The sequence below is a fragment of the Mastigocoleus testarum BC008 genome, from assembly GCF_001456025.1.
Taxonomy (GTDB): Bacteria; Cyanobacteriota; Cyanobacteriia; order Cyanobacteriales; family Nostocaceae; genus Mastigocoleus; species Mastigocoleus testarum.
Genome location: NZ_LMTZ01000105.1, coordinates 1 through 17190, shown reverse-complemented (window position 1 = coordinate 17190; position 17190 = coordinate 1). Strand labels below are relative to the sequence as shown.

12 protein-coding genes are annotated in these 17190 nt (G+C 37.1%); 4 read left to right on the top strand and 8 right to left on the bottom strand.

Annotated features, from left to right (window positions below):
• Positions 1-204: 204 nt before the first annotated feature.
• From BC008_RS24810 to BC008_RS24800, 3 genes are all read right to left on the bottom strand, one after another.
• Positions 205-1023, bottom strand: coding sequence for a hypothetical protein (locus BC008_RS24810; protein ID WP_058183974.1), 819 nt, complete (start codon positions 1021-1023; stop codon positions 205-207).
• A gap of 178 nt (positions 1024-1201) precedes the next feature.
• The gene (locus BC008_RS24805; RefSeq protein WP_082650621.1) at positions 1202-3892 is read right to left on the bottom strand and encodes a CHAT domain-containing protein; all 2691 of its coding nucleotides are present in this window, start codon (positions 3890-3892) and stop codon (positions 1202-1204) included.
• 68 nt (positions 3893-3960) lie between these two features.
• Positions 3961-6810, bottom strand: a complete 2850-nt coding sequence (locus BC008_RS24800) for a beta strand repeat-containing protein (protein WP_063800813.1) — start codon at positions 6808-6810, stop codon at positions 3961-3963.
• Between the two features lie 282 nt (positions 6811-7092).
• On the opposite strand from BC008_RS24800, the gene BC008_RS24795 reads away from it, so the two are divergent.
• Positions 7093-7905: a hypothetical protein gene (locus BC008_RS24795; protein WP_027844229.1), complete on the top strand. Its 813-nt coding sequence runs from the start codon at positions 7093-7095 to the stop codon at positions 7903-7905.
• On the opposite strand, the gene BC008_RS24790 is transcribed toward BC008_RS24795, so the two are convergent.
• Both BC008_RS24790 and BC008_RS48640 read right to left on the bottom strand, forming a co-directional pair.
• Positions 7894-8073 (bottom strand): DUF1822 family protein, encoded by a 180-nt coding sequence (locus tag BC008_RS24790; RefSeq protein ID WP_058183972.1) that lies wholly within the window; start codon positions 8071-8073, stop codon positions 7894-7896. The genes BC008_RS24795 and BC008_RS24790 overlap by 12 nt on opposite strands.
• 17 nt (positions 8074-8090) lie before the next feature.
• On the bottom strand, positions 8091-8285 hold the full coding sequence (locus tag BC008_RS48640) for a hypothetical protein (RefSeq protein WP_153009660.1): 195 nt from the start codon (positions 8283-8285) through the stop codon (positions 8091-8093).
• Positions 8286-8670: 385 nt separating this feature from the next.
• Here BC008_RS48640 and BC008_RS24785 point away from each other — a divergent pair, with 385 nt between their 5' ends.
• From BC008_RS24785 to BC008_RS24770, 3 genes are all read left to right on the top strand, one after another.
• Positions 8671-9126, top strand: coding sequence for a hypothetical protein (locus BC008_RS24785; protein ID WP_058183971.1), 456 nt, complete (start codon positions 8671-8673; stop codon positions 9124-9126).
• A 1040-nt stretch (positions 9127-10166) separates the two neighbouring features.
• Positions 10167-12533 (top strand): CHASE2 domain-containing protein, encoded by a 2367-nt coding sequence (locus BC008_RS24775; protein WP_036266151.1) that lies wholly within the window; start codon positions 10167-10169, stop codon positions 12531-12533.
• 178 nt (positions 12534-12711) lie between these two features.
• Positions 12712-13560, top strand: a complete 849-nt coding sequence (locus tag BC008_RS24770) for a DUF928 domain-containing protein (protein ID WP_036266154.1) — start codon at positions 12712-12714, stop codon at positions 13558-13560.
• 25 nt (positions 13561-13585) lie between these two features.
• On the opposite strand, the gene BC008_RS24765 is transcribed toward BC008_RS24770, so the two are convergent.
• The 3 genes from BC008_RS24765 to BC008_RS24755 form a co-directional block, all read right to left on the bottom strand.
• The gene (locus tag BC008_RS24765; protein ID WP_027844232.1) at positions 13586-14263 is read right to left on the bottom strand and encodes a DUF1295 domain-containing protein; all 678 of its coding nucleotides are present in this window, start codon (positions 14261-14263) and stop codon (positions 13586-13588) included.
• Between the two features lie 247 nt (positions 14264-14510).
• The gene (ilvD, locus tag BC008_RS24760) at positions 14511-16196 is read right to left on the bottom strand and encodes a dihydroxy-acid dehydratase (protein WP_027844233.1); all 1686 of its coding nucleotides are present in this window, start codon (positions 16194-16196) and stop codon (positions 14511-14513) included.
• Between the two features lie 98 nt (positions 16197-16294).
• Positions 16295-17020 carry a CHAT domain-containing protein gene (locus tag BC008_RS24755; RefSeq protein WP_058183969.1) on the bottom strand — a complete coding sequence of 242 codons (726 nt, stop codon included), beginning with the start codon at positions 17018-17020 and terminating at the stop codon, positions 16295-16297.
• Positions 17021-17190: the final 170 nt, after the last annotated feature.

Sequence of the window (17190 nt, the reverse complement as noted above, 5' to 3'; positions counted from 1 at the left end):
TAATAAGGTTCGTAGTAGCGCTTTAGCGCAATAGACAAACATTGGCGCTAAAGCGCTACTACAAACATATTTTTTCATAAGTAATTAAGCGGACATCATATAATACAAATTTCAAAAAATACCTCTACACATCAATTCCTTGAATCCGTTCCCTGTTCCCCGTTCCCCGTTCCCCGTTCCCTTTAATTAAAATACACCCTACTTTTAAAGTATCCTGTGAAATACTATATCTTCAGGTAAATAGGAAAGACTAATTTTATTATTATTAATTGCTACAATGCGAGCCAAACTAGTAAACCTAGATTCAGAAACAATAAAAATGCGATCGTGCTTTGTTTGTAAATATTCCTGAAAATACCTTAAGGTTGCGCAACGATGTTTAAAATCACGAACTTTGGTATAGTTTTCTAATCTGCGCCACAACTTAGGAAATATTGGTGGAAGTTTTGCAAGAGAACGAGGACCTCTCCAGGTTACACCTTTTTTTGTTCTGTCTTTAGGCCAAATTCCTAAACCTGACTCTCGTACTGAAGCTGTTGTCGAAGCCAATGTCTCCCTCAATTCGGGAAAAAGATTATCATAAAACAATGGATACACTAAGCCAATTTTTAATAGTTTGTAGTTTACACTATCCTTCATTCTTTCTGGATTGAGGAATATTCGGGAACCATCCTTCTCATCTGTTGTCCCAGAAAATACAAAGGAAATTGGTCTACCATTAGTCCCAACACAGCTAGCAAGTATATAACCTTCAGTTTCATCATTTACTCCTTTTAAACCCAATAACTTGAGGTTAGTTGCGGTAGCTTGAGAAGCAAAAGATTCAACAGCATCTTTTTCTAAAGCATCAATTCCTTCGTAGCGTAGGGAAATTGTGCCATTATTTGAGTTTATACGGGGATTTTTACTTTTTATTTCTAGCCTGAGTAGAAGAGATGGGTTGAATGGAGCAAATCGAATCGTATCACCATCAGGTATACCAGCAGCAGGTTTGAAAATACCTTTAATCAGAACTACTGGCATATTACTTTCTCTCACTAATAAAATGCATTTCGAGATGAAATTCTATTTTCCTGCACCTATAAGACTTAGGTTTTTTTCAGTATATCAATATTAAACTTGCTCATATTTCAAATAGTCAATTTTATTTTTGCTGCAGTAATATCATTTGGGACAGTATGTTAAAACCATCCATCAGCATTTAAAGCCAATTACCAAGTAATACATAAGGAGCCCAAAAAGCAGGATATTCATAATTAGGATATTTTTTCAAGAGTTTAACTTGAGCGCGACGTAAAGCTTCTGCTTTCGTTACTTTGCTAGTTGCTAACTCGCGATAAAATTCACCCATCAATACCGCAGTAGAGCGATCGCTAATATGCCACAATGAAGCTAATGTACTACGAGCACCCGCTTTCACCGATACCCCTGCTAACCCCAATGTGGCGCGATTGTCGCCAGTAGCAGTTTGACAAGCGCTTAAAACTAGCATTTCTAAAGGTTCTGGACGGATTTCATCCCGACGACGCAGCAAACTATCAAACTGATTTACATTAATAGCACCATCGGCAGCAAGAATAAAAGTATTTTCCGGTCGAGAGCTAAACTGACCGTGGGTTGCTAAGTGCAAGACATTAAAGGGATTAGTGTTAACACTTTTTTCTAAATTATTACTGGTAAATTCTTGGTTGAGTAATTGCTTAGTAGATACCCCTGCTCGGTTTATCAAATCAAATTCAGATGTAATTCCTGGTAGGGGTGGAAACTTTTTAAATTCTGTTGGTGGTTCTACTAAACCAGCAGCTATGACTTGGAGTGGTTGTTCTGCAATGGGTTTGGGAGGAAGTAATTGGAGTCCTAAGCTAAGGGCTACAGCGTATTTCTCAATGAGATATTGTTGACCATCATACAGAGTAGCCATGGGGACATTCCTTAATGCTCCATCTAGGACAAATACTAGGGTTTTAACCCCACTATTCTGTAAATCTGACTCTATATTCTCGATCAACCAACCATATACTTCCTGGGATAATGCTTGTACTTCTTCTTCTCGATCGCTCTCTAAAAGATATTCGCGCAACTGCGTGAGAACAGCTTCGATTTCTTCTTGCGATTTTTTAACTGTATAGCTACGTAAGGGTTGTTTGGGTATTTTGACGATTACTTGTAACTGTTGCGGCAGAATAATTGGGTAAATAATTGCAGCAGTGGGATTATCCTCATCTACTACTTTGTCTAAAATAACAGTTTGAGCATCTATGCAAGCTTGTCGAAAGTAATCATCTAATTCTGCTAATTGTAGTGCTTCAATCCTTTGTCTGGCTTTATCTAAGATTTTTTGGTCTCGATTGGTTTGATCTTGATCGGTTTGTTGGGTTTTTCCTACATTTTGTGGACTTAATAATAATGCAACTGACTCGCGATATACTGGCTCTACACTTTCCTTAAAGGAATATTGTACGTCCCGATTCACTGCGACTAAATCATTACGTAAAGTCTGTAAATTACTAATAGCTCCATCATATGCAATAATTGCATCCTGTATATTTCCCTGTTTTTCTAATAAGCGTCCTAATTGCCAATACCAACGATAAGTAATATCCGGAGTATCTATTCCTAGTGCGATATTAAGCGCTTGTTGAGTTAAACTTTGAGCATTGGCAAACTGTTCAGTTTTCTCATATATATTCCCCAAAGTTCCAAGTGCAAAACTTTCCGCTCGCTTATCTCCTAAATCTTGAGCTTGTTTTATGGCTGTAGTGGAGAGTTGGAAAATGGAGAGTTGGAAAAATTGTTCCCGAACTACTTTTTCAGGTTTAGTCTCTAATTTTAATAAACTTTGAGCCAAGTGAATGCGAGCATAAATTGATGTTTGGGAAACGGGTAGATTTTTCAGTAAATTCTGAATCGGTGGTAATAGCTGTTGTGCTGTTGTGTCTTCTCTGTTTACTAACAGCGTGAATTGATTAATTAAAGCTTGAACCTTAGTAACTCGATCGGGCGCGATCGCAGCAGCTTTTTGATAGAAAGCGATCGCACTTTCAAAGTCTTGCTTTGCACGAGCTGTATTACCCAAACTAAATAAAGCAGAACTTATATCTTGAGGAGAATCTAACTTTTGGGCTATTTTTAAACTTTGCTGTAGTACTTGGTTCGATTGCTGTAAATTACCTGATAATTGCAGCGTATCACCTAAAGCCCTTAATTCTACAGCTTTAGTAATGGAATCAGGTTGGGATTCTAAATTTTGTTGTAATTCAGTTAAAGTCGTTAAAGCTCGATGGTAAAATCCTAAAACTTGCCATGCTTGTGCTTGATTGATGCGAGCCTGGACAATACCACTTTTATTATTTAATTGCTGATAAATTTTTTCACTACGTTGCCAAGTCTGTAAGGCTTGCTCTGCTTGTCCCAAATCTAATTGAATACTACCTTGAATATCAAGAATTGGGGCCAGGATATTTAAATTTTGGTTAGTAGAAGTGTTTTCCAGTAATTTCAAGCTTTCATTAATTGTTTGCTGTGCTTGAGTTAAATTGCCAGATTTTTGATGGACTAATGCCAAATTACTTAATGCTACAGCTTCCTGTAATTCATCTCCTTGGTTGCGATATTTTTTTACAACTTGTTGCAAAATCTTGACAGATTCTGTAAATCTTCCAGATTCATACAGTTTTTTACCCTGTTGCAGAGATACAGTTTGCGGTTCTGAAGATATCTCCACAGTTGCAGTTACAGGAAATGTAATAACGCACAAAAAAGTTGTTACCAAAACCAAGACAGTAAATACAGGGAAGTAATTAATTTTAAGATGACGAATAAAACCTCTATTACCCGTCAGTAGTTTACCTATAAGTCTTTGGTGGTTATTTCGACCATTTTTATATTTCATAAATTTATATTTCATAAATTTATATTTCATAAATTCATATTTCATAAAATTTCTTATATGTCGCCTTCTTATTTACCGCATGAAAAACCAGAAGGAGTAACATTACTCTGAGTCGATTTAGCCACAAGGAAGATATCACCCTTTGCATCTACAACTAAGTCTTGAGCCTCGATAATCTGATCGCGATCGCTAGATTGAGAGCCTACAGGTACTGCAGATAATTGATTCCTCCTTTGATTAGGTCTTTTACTAACAATTTGTGACGGTAAATCAACCCAGTTTGTAATTACAGCACGTCCCCGGAGTGACTCATTCGGACTTAAAGGTAATCCTCCCCTTCCGATGCGAGTAAAGCTGTTAACCCTTTTTCGGCTTCTTGTAGTACTGCAACCTTGAGCAATTTGTTGAGAAGTATCAACAAGGTTTGAAGGTAGTTCTACTAAACCGCTAGAAGGATCTAAATCTAGGGTATCAATACTGATTTCGCCATTAACTCCTAATTGGGAAGTAGCTGTAATATCGCTAAATAGAGTTGATGTATCTCGAGGAAAAATTCCGAAAATAGCATTAGTAGTAATGTCAATTTTACCACCATTGCCGCTGAAAGCATTGGCTGTAATATCGCTATTCTCTTGAGGTAAAGCAACAATAAAAGGTGTATTAATTGTAATGTTGCCACCATTACCACCAAATTGCTGATTTCCTGCAGTAGTGGAGATATTACTACCGTTACGGAGTAATAATAAGTCTTGCAAGTTCAGGTTAATATTACCGCCAGTATTACTACGGGTTTGGGCAGAGATAGTTCCATCATCCAGAGTAAGAGAATCAACATCAAGATTGATATTTCCGCCTATTTTATCCCCGGAAGAACTAGCAGTTACCTCCCCACCATTTCGAATATCCATTTTCTTGGTAGTTACAAAAATATTTCCCGCATCTCCAGAACCTTCAGAGGCTGTAAATAAATTACTATTAACCTGCACACCTCCAATTGTACCAGTCCCAATTACCTGTACTGATTCAGTTGCATTAACTGTTAAATTTCCAGCGTTTCCTCTTTCCTGATTAACTGCACCATCTTCTAGCAAAGAACCAGTTCTAACCAATCCTCCATTGCGGACAATCAAATGATTGACATTCAAAGTTAACTCACCTGCTCTACCAGAACCAAAAGTATCCGCTGAAATTTTTCCCCCATCTTCAACAATTAACTTACCAGTATTAATCAACAAGTTTCCAGAATTTCCAGTAGTGGGAACTAATTCTCCTGATTCATCTGTATATGCAGGTTCTGCAGAAACAAAAATCCCGCTTTGTCCACTAATTAAAGTTGCGTTGGGTGCAGTTCCACTTACAAGGATAGAATCAGAGGCATTTATATTTAAATCTCCACCCTTGGAGCCATTTCTTGCAGTACTTGCAATTTGTGCGCCATCGCGAACGGTAATTTTTCCAGTTTCAATGCTTAAGTTTCCGGCGTTACCTGTAGCCCCTTCTTCAACTGAAGTAAACAAGCCACTGGGAATATCGGTTCCTAGGACCACACCTTCTAATTGCACTGATTCTGAAGCTTTCACTATTAAATTTCCTGCACTACCGTCACCAAAAGTTGAAGCTGAAACTTGCGCTCCATCCTTGATAATGAGTTTTTGTGTATCAATTGTTAGATTTCCGCCATCACCTGTATCGAAAACATCAGCAAATAAAGCACTGGGAAAATCACCATTTGGTGCTGTGCCTAAAACTTCTACTGATTCCGATGCTTTGATAGTTAAATTACCGCCTTTTCCTTCCCAAAAAGTAGATGTTGAGATACTTCCCCCATTTTTGACTATCAATCGTTTGGTTTCAATTGAAATTATTCCCCCATCACCTATATCGGTAACATCTCCAAAAAATCCACTGGGAAATTGAAACTCTCCTTCTTCATCTTCACCTATTCCCGTACCTTCTAATTTGACCGATTCCGTCGCTTTTACGGTTAAATCTCCAACTTTTCCTTCCCCGAAAGAATCTAAAAGTACCTGACTACCTTCTGTAAGGGTTATTTCTCTTCCCTGAATTTGAACATCACCTCCCTTGTCACCCCTTGTATCCACCTCAGCAGCTTGAGATAAACTGATATCTGCAAAATTGTTTACTCCTGTATAACCTAATAAAAACCCTTCATCTCCTAAAGTTAGATTGACTGTGTTATTCCCTGTGACACTTCCCAACTCAATTCTTCCAGCTTCCGCATTTAGAGAACCACCTTCTATTTGGATATCTCCACCCAGCAAACCTAAAGTTTTTCCTGGCTTTACCCCAAGTCCAACAAGTTCGCCACTATCTTCATCACTTACCACCGAGCGGTTAATTATATTTCCAGGTACACCTCCAAATTGCAAACCAATGGGAACATCAATAGTTAACAAAGGTTGGCTCCCTTGGGGATTATTAGCACTAAAGAATTTGCCATCAGGAAAGAGGATGCTATTTGCCGTGCTAGCAAGAAAAGAACCATTTACATCCAAGCTTGCATTTTCTCCAAAGACGATTCCATTCGGATTGATGAAAAATAAATTGGCATCGCCTAAAACGCCTAATTTACCTAATATACGAGAAGGATTACTTCCCGTCACTCGACTAAAGATATTTTTTATTTCTACTGGATTGGCAAAATAAGCTTCTCGTCCTTGACCAATATTAAACTCCTGAAAACTATGAAAGAGGTTATTCCCTCTCGCTGCTCCTCCCTCAATTAAGTCAGTTTGACTACTTGCTGGTGAAACTACTGATTGCTCGTTACCAAGACTATCATCTGCAGTAATTTGAGCCAGAGTCTTATTGCCTAAAACACTCAGTATTAAATTACTTAAAACAATAAAAACAAAAACTTTAAATTTTAAAATTCTATACGACCAAAAAATAGTCATTTTTAATGCCATCTGTATAAAACAAAATTTTAATAGAATTTGACTGAATTATCAATCAATACTGTTATCAATGTAGTTGAGAATTCTGTTAACACATACTATTAAAAATCATAAATAGTTTTCTGTAAAAATATTTTTAATTAAATTTGTATTTTTTGTTATGTGTAAAAAACACATAAAGTATGCTTAAAACAAAAGTAAATTTTATGTACTATTACCTGGTAAATAATACTTGAATGATAGTATAAATCTATCAAAATAAAAATCACTAATTAATAAAAAATGAATTTACGAAAATTTACTCTTTCAACCCTAATGTTTTCATTAATTACAACATCAGCTATAGGAAATTTTACAGAATCAGCGAATGCAGCGAGAAAAGGTAAGACATATAATAAATCAAAGAATCTTCCTGCATTACAATTTGAAGCTATTTTTGAGAGAGATGATAATACAAAGATAAAAGATAATTTTTTAAACAATGATAACATCGGCATATTCGAAAATGCGATTACAGTTTTTGAAAGTAATTTTGATATTAAAAATGAACCGGGAAGATTAATAAATGGTTCACAAGTAGGTGGAGAGCTTGATACTTTAGGACTTTCGAGCAGCGGATTTAAAGCTAATCTTAGCGCTGTATTAAATAATGATGAAATTACTTATCAGATTTACTTCGGGGATGCTAATAATTATCAAAATCCAGAAAGTTTTTTACGGTTTACTCCAATAAAAGTATCTTCTGATTTGCGGTATGATTTTGTGAACGACATCAAATCTATATTAAATGATAGTATTCCCGGTATCTATGAAATAAATGAAGTGGATAAGACGTTTACAAAATCAGGTTCGGGTATACTTGGATTGGCTATTAACTCATCAATCAAGTTCCTGAGTGCAGATGAAAGTGACGATTTGAATGGAGGAACAGGATTTGGTAATGGTGCGGATGATTTAGAAATCAAACAAATTGGTTCTCAAACAAGCACTGAAGTACCAGAACCAACTATAGTGTTAGGTAGTCTATTTGTGTTAGGTGTTGGTAGTAGATTTTTACGGAAGCATGAGACAAAGACGTCAAATCTAAAGCCATAATATTTCTCTCTCCCAGTCATCCGATATTGGTTCTGTTTCCCAAACTAGTCCTTCTCCTGATTCTAAAACAACTTCCAGATACAACATTTCTACAGGACTTGTTGCTGTGTCCTGATTATTTTCAAATAGTTGTAAGTCTTCAGTTAATAATCGTAGTGTAAAACCCATATTTTGTGGTGACTTTATCAACCTTTTATATCATGTCCGGTTAAACGCTTGTAATTACGCTTGTCATTACGAACGCAGCGATAGCGGAGTGTTAGCGCAGCGTGTCCGACAGGACATAGTAATCGCAAAATCCTGCGATTGTTTTCTCCCGAGGGGAGACGCTGCGCTCCGTTCCGCTCGCAATGACATATCGTAACTGATTTAATGGACATGATATTACGGCTGAATTTATATAACAAACCTCAATCTGAACAAATATCTACTTCCCGACGCAAACGTAATTCATCCTTAATAATTTACTCAAAAGATAACTTTGCGTAACTTTTTAAATAGGAACTGTATTCAGGATTGAAGGTTTTGAGGATTTTTCTCAGGTGAGCGATCGCAATCTGAAAATAGTCGAGAAGGGAAGAATGGCTAGAAAAATTCAGATCATTAAGAGTGAAGTAATGATTGCTCGCGAAAAACGGGTTTGAAAGATTTTTCCAAAAATTTTCGCTTCAAGTGCATAAAGATTAAAAGTCATCGTAGAGAGTGACATCAGAGGAACTGACCTCATAAGTGCAACAGATAAATCAAATAAACAGGTATAAAAATATGAATAATAATTGGAAAAAAGTAGTTATTAAAACTGCAACCACAGGTGCATTTTTAGGATTAGCATTTTCAAGTGTACTTAGTCCTGTTTATGCAGGTTGGGGTATCAAAGACCTTGATGTATTTAATCGAAACTCTGGTATCCGGAAGACCGGAAGAGAATTAGACCAACGTAGACTAGATGAAACCGCATACAAATTTTATTTAGACAATGCTTGTCCATCTCCTATTAAGGTTCAAGTAAAGTATATTCCTCGTAATTCCTCTAAATGGAAAATTACTAATTATTCCTTAAAAGCTGGACAGCATGGTTATCTTTTCCCAACACGCAATGCTATTGTATATTTATCTGCGAGAAGCTCTAATCCATATTTGAAGAAAAGAATTTGGCCAAGAAGAAAGATTCATATGGGATCAAATTTTCTCAAGTATACCTACAGATTGACATGCAGCTAAACTTGAGTATTTGATTTTCCATATATTCTTATTTTGAATGTGAAGTACTTAGGGTTTGAATATATCTTTAAGTACTTCATTTTATAATTTTTGACAACAAATAACTTTGCTTTTTTATATAAAAAGCTGCGCTTCATTCAAGCCTGAATTTCTTGGTAGAGAAGCAATAGAAACTCTATACCTTCGCTGCAGGTAGACAGGTAGAACTCAGTCTCTATAGTGTCTCAGAGCATCTTATTCGTTTCAAAATAATTCTTAACTTAACCGTATTGATGCATAAAAATAGAAAGTTATCGTAGTAGCTAACAACAAATAAATTTATTAACTAAACAAGAGTTATGAAAAGATTACTAATCGCAGGATTGTTATTATCTACATTTTTTGTCGTGGGAAATGAAAAAGTAGAAGCTCACCGGAAGAAAGATAGATTTGGAATCCCTCTACCTCATATCCATAGACCTAAACCCAGACCATCTTGCGTAAGAAGCGCTACGAGAAAAACATATAAATTTACTATCCATAACGATACTCATAGACTTGCAGAGTTCAGCTTTTTCACATACAGGCGTAGGAAGTACTACATCGAACCCAGATCTAGTATTAAAATCACTATGAAGATGCCAAACACTAAATACAATAGATGTGGTCAAGCTGTGGGAACAGATGTTTTCCCAATGGTATACTTTAGAGTGTATCAGAACACTCTCCATAATCAACAGTGGACAACTAAAACTTCTTGGGAATCCCTATATATTGACAGGTACAAAACTTTCAGGTTTGGTCTAAGAAGAGGAAGATATAATATATATCCAACTGAATCAAGGTAAAGATTTGAATTGAAAGATGAGTAATTCAAATAATTATTCCTTTAATGCTCCTTCCCATTTCCAGAAAATCCCAATTAACTTTATCTGCAGCGATAATAATTACAAACTATGTAGCAAAAGTAGCCAAGTCAATATAATTTGCAGTAAATTTTATTCAAGCGATTTCGCGTTACTGAATTTACTAAGAGGATCACCATCTTAGGAGAAGCGACTGTGGGAAAGTTAGTAGTTTTAAAGTTAATAGAGGGAGATTTTGAACAAGGTTTTTACGCAATTTTACAGATAGGTGATGAAAATGCTCTCCCTGCGGTGGAAATTACGGCTAAACTTCCCCCCAACCCAACTATTCTCCGCGATTATTATCATTGGCAATCTATTTATCGTCATCTCCGTTTACCATCTCGCCCCATAGGTTTACCAAAGCAGGTTACTCAAGCCCCTAGTTTGGAAGAATGTCATCAAGCAGCCCAAAAGTTAAAAGTTAATTTTAATACTTGGCTAGCATCTGATTCATTTCGTCCCATCTGTGAGAAATGGTTGGAAAAACTCACACCTGGCGACACAATACGCGTAATTTTACAAACTAGAGATCTACGATTACAAAAATTTCCTTGGCATTTGTGGGATTTAATCGAACGCTATCCTAAAGCTGAAATAGCTCTGAGTGCGCCTAGTTACGAACGAGTAGAGCAAATGACAGCTACCAACGGGAAAGTAAAAATACTGGCAATATTGGGTAATAGCCAAGGAATTGATACTAAAGTAGACCGAATACTGTTGGAAAATTTACCTAATGCAGATATTACTTTTTTAGTTGAGCCGGAATCTAAAGACCTCACAGATAAATTATGGGAACAAGATTGGCAAATTTTCTTTTTCGCCGGACATAGCGCAACTCAAACCAATGAAACGGGAAAAATCTACATCAATCAAACTGAAAGTTTAACAATTAGTCAGTTAAAGTATGCTTTGAAAAAAGCTGTGGAAAGGGGATTACAATTAGCAATTTTCAACTCCTGCGATGGTTTGGGATTAGCGCGGGAGTTTGCAGATTTAAATATTCCCCAAATTGTCGTTATGCGCGAACCCGTCCCCGACCGAGTCGCACAGCAATTTTTAAAGTATTTTTTAGAAGCTTTTGCACGGGGAGATTCCTCATATTTAGCCGTCCGGGAAGCAAGGGAAAGATTACAAGCACTAGAAAATCAGTTCCCCTGTGCTACTTGGTTACCTGTAATCTGTCAAAATCCTGCTGAGTTACCCTTAACTTGGTCGCAACTATATTTCAGTTCAACCAGTAATCCAACTAATGTAGTTACACCTTCACAATCAGAGCAATTTATCCATACTCCAAGAATTGGAGTTTTAAATCGATTGGGCTTACCGTTTATATTGTTCGCAAGCTTATTAATGACTGGGTTATTAATGGGAAGCCGATATTTAGGATTACTGCAATCATTAGAAATCCAAGCCTTTGATTGGTTAATGCAAATGCGACCCCCAGAGAAACCAGACTCGCGTCTACTGATTGTAACTATTACCGAAGAAGATGTGCGATCGCAACAATCGGAAAAACCTCGAGGTTCATTATCAGATAAATTTCTTACCCAATTATTAGCGAAGTTAGAGCCACATCAACCTGCAGCTATTGGTTTAGATATATACCGGGATTATCCAACAGATAAAAAATATCCCCAACTAGTAAAATTAATGCAGAATCGGTTAGTTGCAGTTTGTAAGGTTAGCGAACCCCAAACAGGTAAATCTGGTGTTGCTCCACCTCCAGAAGTTTCCCAAGACCATTTAGGTTTTAGCGATATTCTTCTGGATAAAGATAATGTAGTGCGCCGCCATTATTTAGCCTTAACTCCTCCTCTCTCTTCTCCCTGTCAAGCTTCTTATGCTTTAAGCGTGCAACTAGCTTTGCGCTATCTATACAAGAAAGGAGTTAAGCTACAATTCACGTCGCAAGGTAAATGGAAACTAGGTCAATTAAAATTTAAACCTTTGGAAGCACATACTGGAGCATACCAAAGGATTGATGCTTTAGGACACCAAATTTTACTCAACTACCGCTTTTCTCCTTCCCCACAAGCGATCGCTCCCAAGATTACTTTAGGAGAACTGTTAGCAGGTAAACTCAATGCTGCAGCAGTAAAAGATAAAATAATTCTCATTGGTACCACCGCAGAGAGCTTTCGAGATTACTCTTTGACTCCTTATACGATTGAAGGAAAACAAAAAACTATACCGGGAGTTATTCTCCAAGCACAAATGGTCAGTCAACTGCTAAGTGCTGTTCTAGATGGACGACCCCTCCTATGGAGTTGGTCAATATGGTTTGAGGTGATTTGGATTTGGGGTTGGTCGATAGTTGGTATTTCACTTGCTTGGTATGTGCGACGACCAAGCTATTTGCTGTTAGCTGTAGGGATAGGATTTATTATTTTGTATGGAATTGCAATTATCTTGTTAAGTTTATTTGGTTGTTTGATTCCTCTTATTCCTGCTGCTTTAATTTTTGTCAGCACCAATGTTATTACAACAGTATATTTAGGTTCAAAAATCAAGCAGAAATAAATAGTTGGTAACAATAAATTGCAGTCTTCTCAATTTATCAAATTAATATGAGAATATTGAATATTAAGACTCATAAAAAGTTTTATCTATTGTAAGCACTTTATATTAAAAACTTCAAAGTTCTGTAAACAGAATAATTCATAAATATTTCTCTTTAAATAATTTTTTTAATTTAATTATGGTAAAAAATAGGCGAAAAATAATAAATTTATTTATTATAAATTTATCTGCTACCTTAATTGGATTATGTTTGGTAAATATTGTTTACTCCTCAGAAATTTTTGCTAATCCTACTAATTTTAGAAGTAACTCATTAAAATTTACACCACCACCGCCACCACCCGACCGCAGTGCAGCAGGGAATCGTGGAGGAGCTGCTAGTAGGGGATGTAATAATGGCGAACAACCTCTAATGGCTTTAGCTCCTGATTACCAACAAACAATTACATTTGATCGGGAAGAAATAATTCCTGTGACTAAAGTTTGGGGATTAACAACAGCTGAATACCCTACTTTCTGGTTTTTTGTTCCCTACGATCAATCGTCAATTGCAACAATAGAATTTGTAATTAAAGATGAATCTCAAACACCTAGTAAAACACTATATAGAAATTTTTTAAATAAACCAGAAACTCCAGGTGTTGTTAGCATTCCTATGAATAAAAGTATTCAAGCCTTGGAAATAAGTGAGAAAATGCATCACAAAATGTACCATTGGTTTCTCAAGGTTAGAGTTAAATGCGACCCCGAACAACCAGCCAAATTAGAAACAATTGACGGATGGATAGAACGTATAGAACTAAGCCCTAACCTGACAGAAAAACTCAAACAGGGAACTCTTTTGCAACAAATAGAACTGTATGCGGAAAACGGAATTTGGTATGATGCCTTAATGAATTTAGCAAAGCTTCGTCTTGCGAAACCACAAGACACTTCACTACAAGAAAAATGGACAAATTTACTTCTGTCTGAAGAACTTGAGAACTTAGCAGATAGACCTCTTTTAAACTGTTGTAAAGCTGATTGAGTCTTGCTTTTACAAAATAATCAAATTAACGACTTTCTTGAGATGTATTTGCTGTTGTTGAGCTTTGAGTTGAAGTACCAATTCCAAATCCAAATAATTTAGGCAAAATTAATCCCGAGTTAGCTTTATATTCCTCAAATTCAGGGTAACGGGAAAGTGATTTCTCTTTTTTAATCATATTTGGAATAAATCCTGCTGAAGCGAATAACCCCAAAACAACAAAAGGAAGCCAATGTTGAGCCAAGATTGCAAAGCTACTATAAGTCAGGATTTCTCCTAAATAGTTGGTATTGCGACAGCGAGCAAAAAATCCTTCCGTAATTAATCCAGGCTTATATTTGAGAGTATAGTACTTTTGTGCATCGCCACTGTAATGTAAAAAAACTCCAAATAAATTCATGATAATAGCTAAGGCTATTAATGGAGCAGGAGGTTGAGAACCGCTACTTATCAAAATAAATGGAGCAACCCAATATAAGCCCAAACCTACAAAAATAAATATTCCCATTGGTATGGAAGTTTCTTTATCCCATTGTTTATCTGGGAACATATTGTCTTTAATCAACCACATGATTCCATAACTACCATGCAAAGCCAAATATACCCAAGGTCCTATAGTAAAATTCTGGTACCACAACATTAGACCTAGAACAAAAAGAAAAGTTGTACCTTTATGTAGGTTGATTGAATGTTTAAATTTCATTTTCTGCGTGGGAGTTGCAAGAATTAAGTGAATTTAAGAAATTAGAAAAGTTCAAGGAATTGAGAACTAGGAATTTAGATCGCTATATCTGTGCAAAGGGTACATAGTTATTATTTGATTACTAATCTATTTTTAACTTAGCTTAATAATCATTTTTTTACTTTGTACTGCATTTTAGAGTTCTAATAGTTATATAGATAACTTCAATAAAACGATCTTTAATCCCCAATCCTCAATCTTCAATCGCTTAAAATAAATCCAAATCAGTAACAGCTCCCAAGCTACTAGAAGATACTAGTTTGGCATATTTTGCTAGTACTCCTGTATTGTAACGTGGCGATCGCGGTTTCCAATTTGCCCGACGACGTTCTAATTCTTCATCAGATATATTTAAATGCAATAAACGTGCAGTAGCATCAATTGTAATGGAATCCCCTTCTTCTACAAGGGCGATAGTACCGCCAACAGCTGCTTCCGGAGCAACGTGACCGACCACCAAACCGTAGGTACCACCAGAAAAACGTCCGTCAGTAATTAAACCAACCGAATCACCCAAACCAGCACCAATAATAGCTGAGGTTGGGGCTAACATTTCCCGCATTCCCGGACCACCTTTCGGTCCTTCATAACGGACGACAACTACATCACCGGCTTGAATTTTACCGGCTAAAATTGCATCTAAACAAGCTTCTTCCGATTCAAATACCCGCGCTGGACCAGTCATTTGTGGAGTTTTAACACCAGTAATTTTGGCAACACCACCTTCTTGTGCTAAGTTACCCTTCAAAATGGCGAGGTGTCCTTGCTTATACATAGGATTATCCCAAGGACGAATTACATCTTGATTACTTGATGGTTCTGCAGGTACATCTGCTAAAACTTCAGCCACCGTTTGACCAGTAATAGTTAAGCAGTCCCCATGTAATAGGTCATGTTCCAGTAATATTTTCATTACTTGGGGAATACCACCAGCTTTGTGTAGATCTGTAGCCACATATCTACCACTAGGCTTTAAATCACATAAAACTGGAACGCGGGTACGAATAGTTTCAAAATCATCCAGGGTAAGTTCTACACCAGCAGCACGAGCGATCGCTAAAAAGTGTAAGACCGCATTGGTAGAACCACCAATCGCCATAATTACCGAAATAGCATTTTCAATAGATTTACGAGTAATGATTTGGCGGGGTAAAATTTGTTTGCGAATGGCTTCCACTAAGAAAAATGCTGATTTTTCCGTGCTGTCAGCTTTTTCTGCATCTTCCGCAGCCATGGTAGAAGAATAGGGTAAACTCATTCCTAAGGCTTCAAAAGCAGAAGACATGGTATTTGCAGTGAACATTCCACCACAAGAACCAGCCCCAGGACAAGCCTTACGTTCGATTTCTAATAATTCTTTATCGTCAATTTTATCAGCTTTGTAAGCACCAACAGCCTCAAAAGCACTCACAACAGTCAGGTCACGTCCATCGTGATGTCCCGGTTTAATCGTCCCACCATAAACAAACACAGCCGGAATATTCATCCTTGCAATGGCAATCATTGCACCCGGCATATTTTTATCGCAACCACCGATAGCTATAACCCCATCCATACTTTGAGCGGTACAAGCTGTTTCAATGGAGTCAGCAATTACTTCCCGCGATACCAAGGAATACTTCATACCCTCAGTACCCATGGAAATACCATCGCTTACGGTAATGGTACCGAACATTTGGGGCATTCCCCCTGCTTCCCGAATCCCAGTTTCTGCTCTTTGGGCTAACTGGTTTATCCCCATATTACAAGGGGTGATGGTGCTAAAACTATTGGAAATTCCCACAATGGGTTTAGTAAAATCTCCATCACCAAAACCGGTCGCACGGAGCATGGCGCGATTTGGTGTTCTTTCTGGACCCTGTGTAATTGCTCGACTTCTCAAATTTTCTGACATTTGGATTCCTCTAGGGCTTCTCCTCTCTGAATACCCAGAGTATCAGAAAGTTGGTTGACAGTTGTCAGTTAACAGTTATCAGTTATCAGTTACTCGATCTAAATTAATCTTGTTTTTAATACTGGGGTCAATTCTTCTGGAATTCCTTCTAACGCGATCGCATTACATCCCATATCATAAGCATCTTTGTACGACCAACCAGCACCTAATGCATCGTAAAAACCAAGTGCAAATTTAACTGCAGCGTCATCACTTATTTCATCGCTCATCCCCACTACATAGTTAATATGTTGGGAAATTGCTTCTCCTTGGACTTCAGCATAGCAGGCATTTAATACGACACATTCTACACCGTGATCGCTAAATAATTTAAATAGTTTTGCTAAAGCATCGGTGGGAACTAACTGTGCTTCTCCCAGATTGTTTTCTAACATTAGTCCCTTTTCTCCACTACCATGTCCGCAAAAGTGAACAATTTGGGGATGAAAATCTAAAAGTGCGCGACGTAAATCATCGGGACGGACAGCCCATTTTTGTTCTAAGGTAAATTGTTCTCGTTTTTGTGACCTTCGTAAACCTTCATCGATTTCCCGCGCTTCCTTATCTAAGCGTAATCTTGCCTGATCTATTGGGCTGGATGCAAGGATTAATATTGTGCGCTTTGGGGTTGGGTTTTTGGTTCGGCTTGTGGGTTGATTTGTTGTGGCGGAATTATTGCTTTGAGTAATGTTTCCAACGGTTAGGTTTCCACCAACTTTGATATTACCACCGAAAATACTTTTCTGAGGATTGGAGAAGGGGTTTTGATTGGCTGAGCTTTTCATACATTGTGATAGCTTAAATTAAATTTTCCATTTGAAATTTTGTTATTCTCATTTTTATTAGACACACCAACACAGTAAACGATATTAGACTCTTCCGAAAATTTGCAACACGCTAGCCGTCTGGTTTTGGACAGTGTTAACTGTGAGCCAGAACTAACGTAATAATCAGA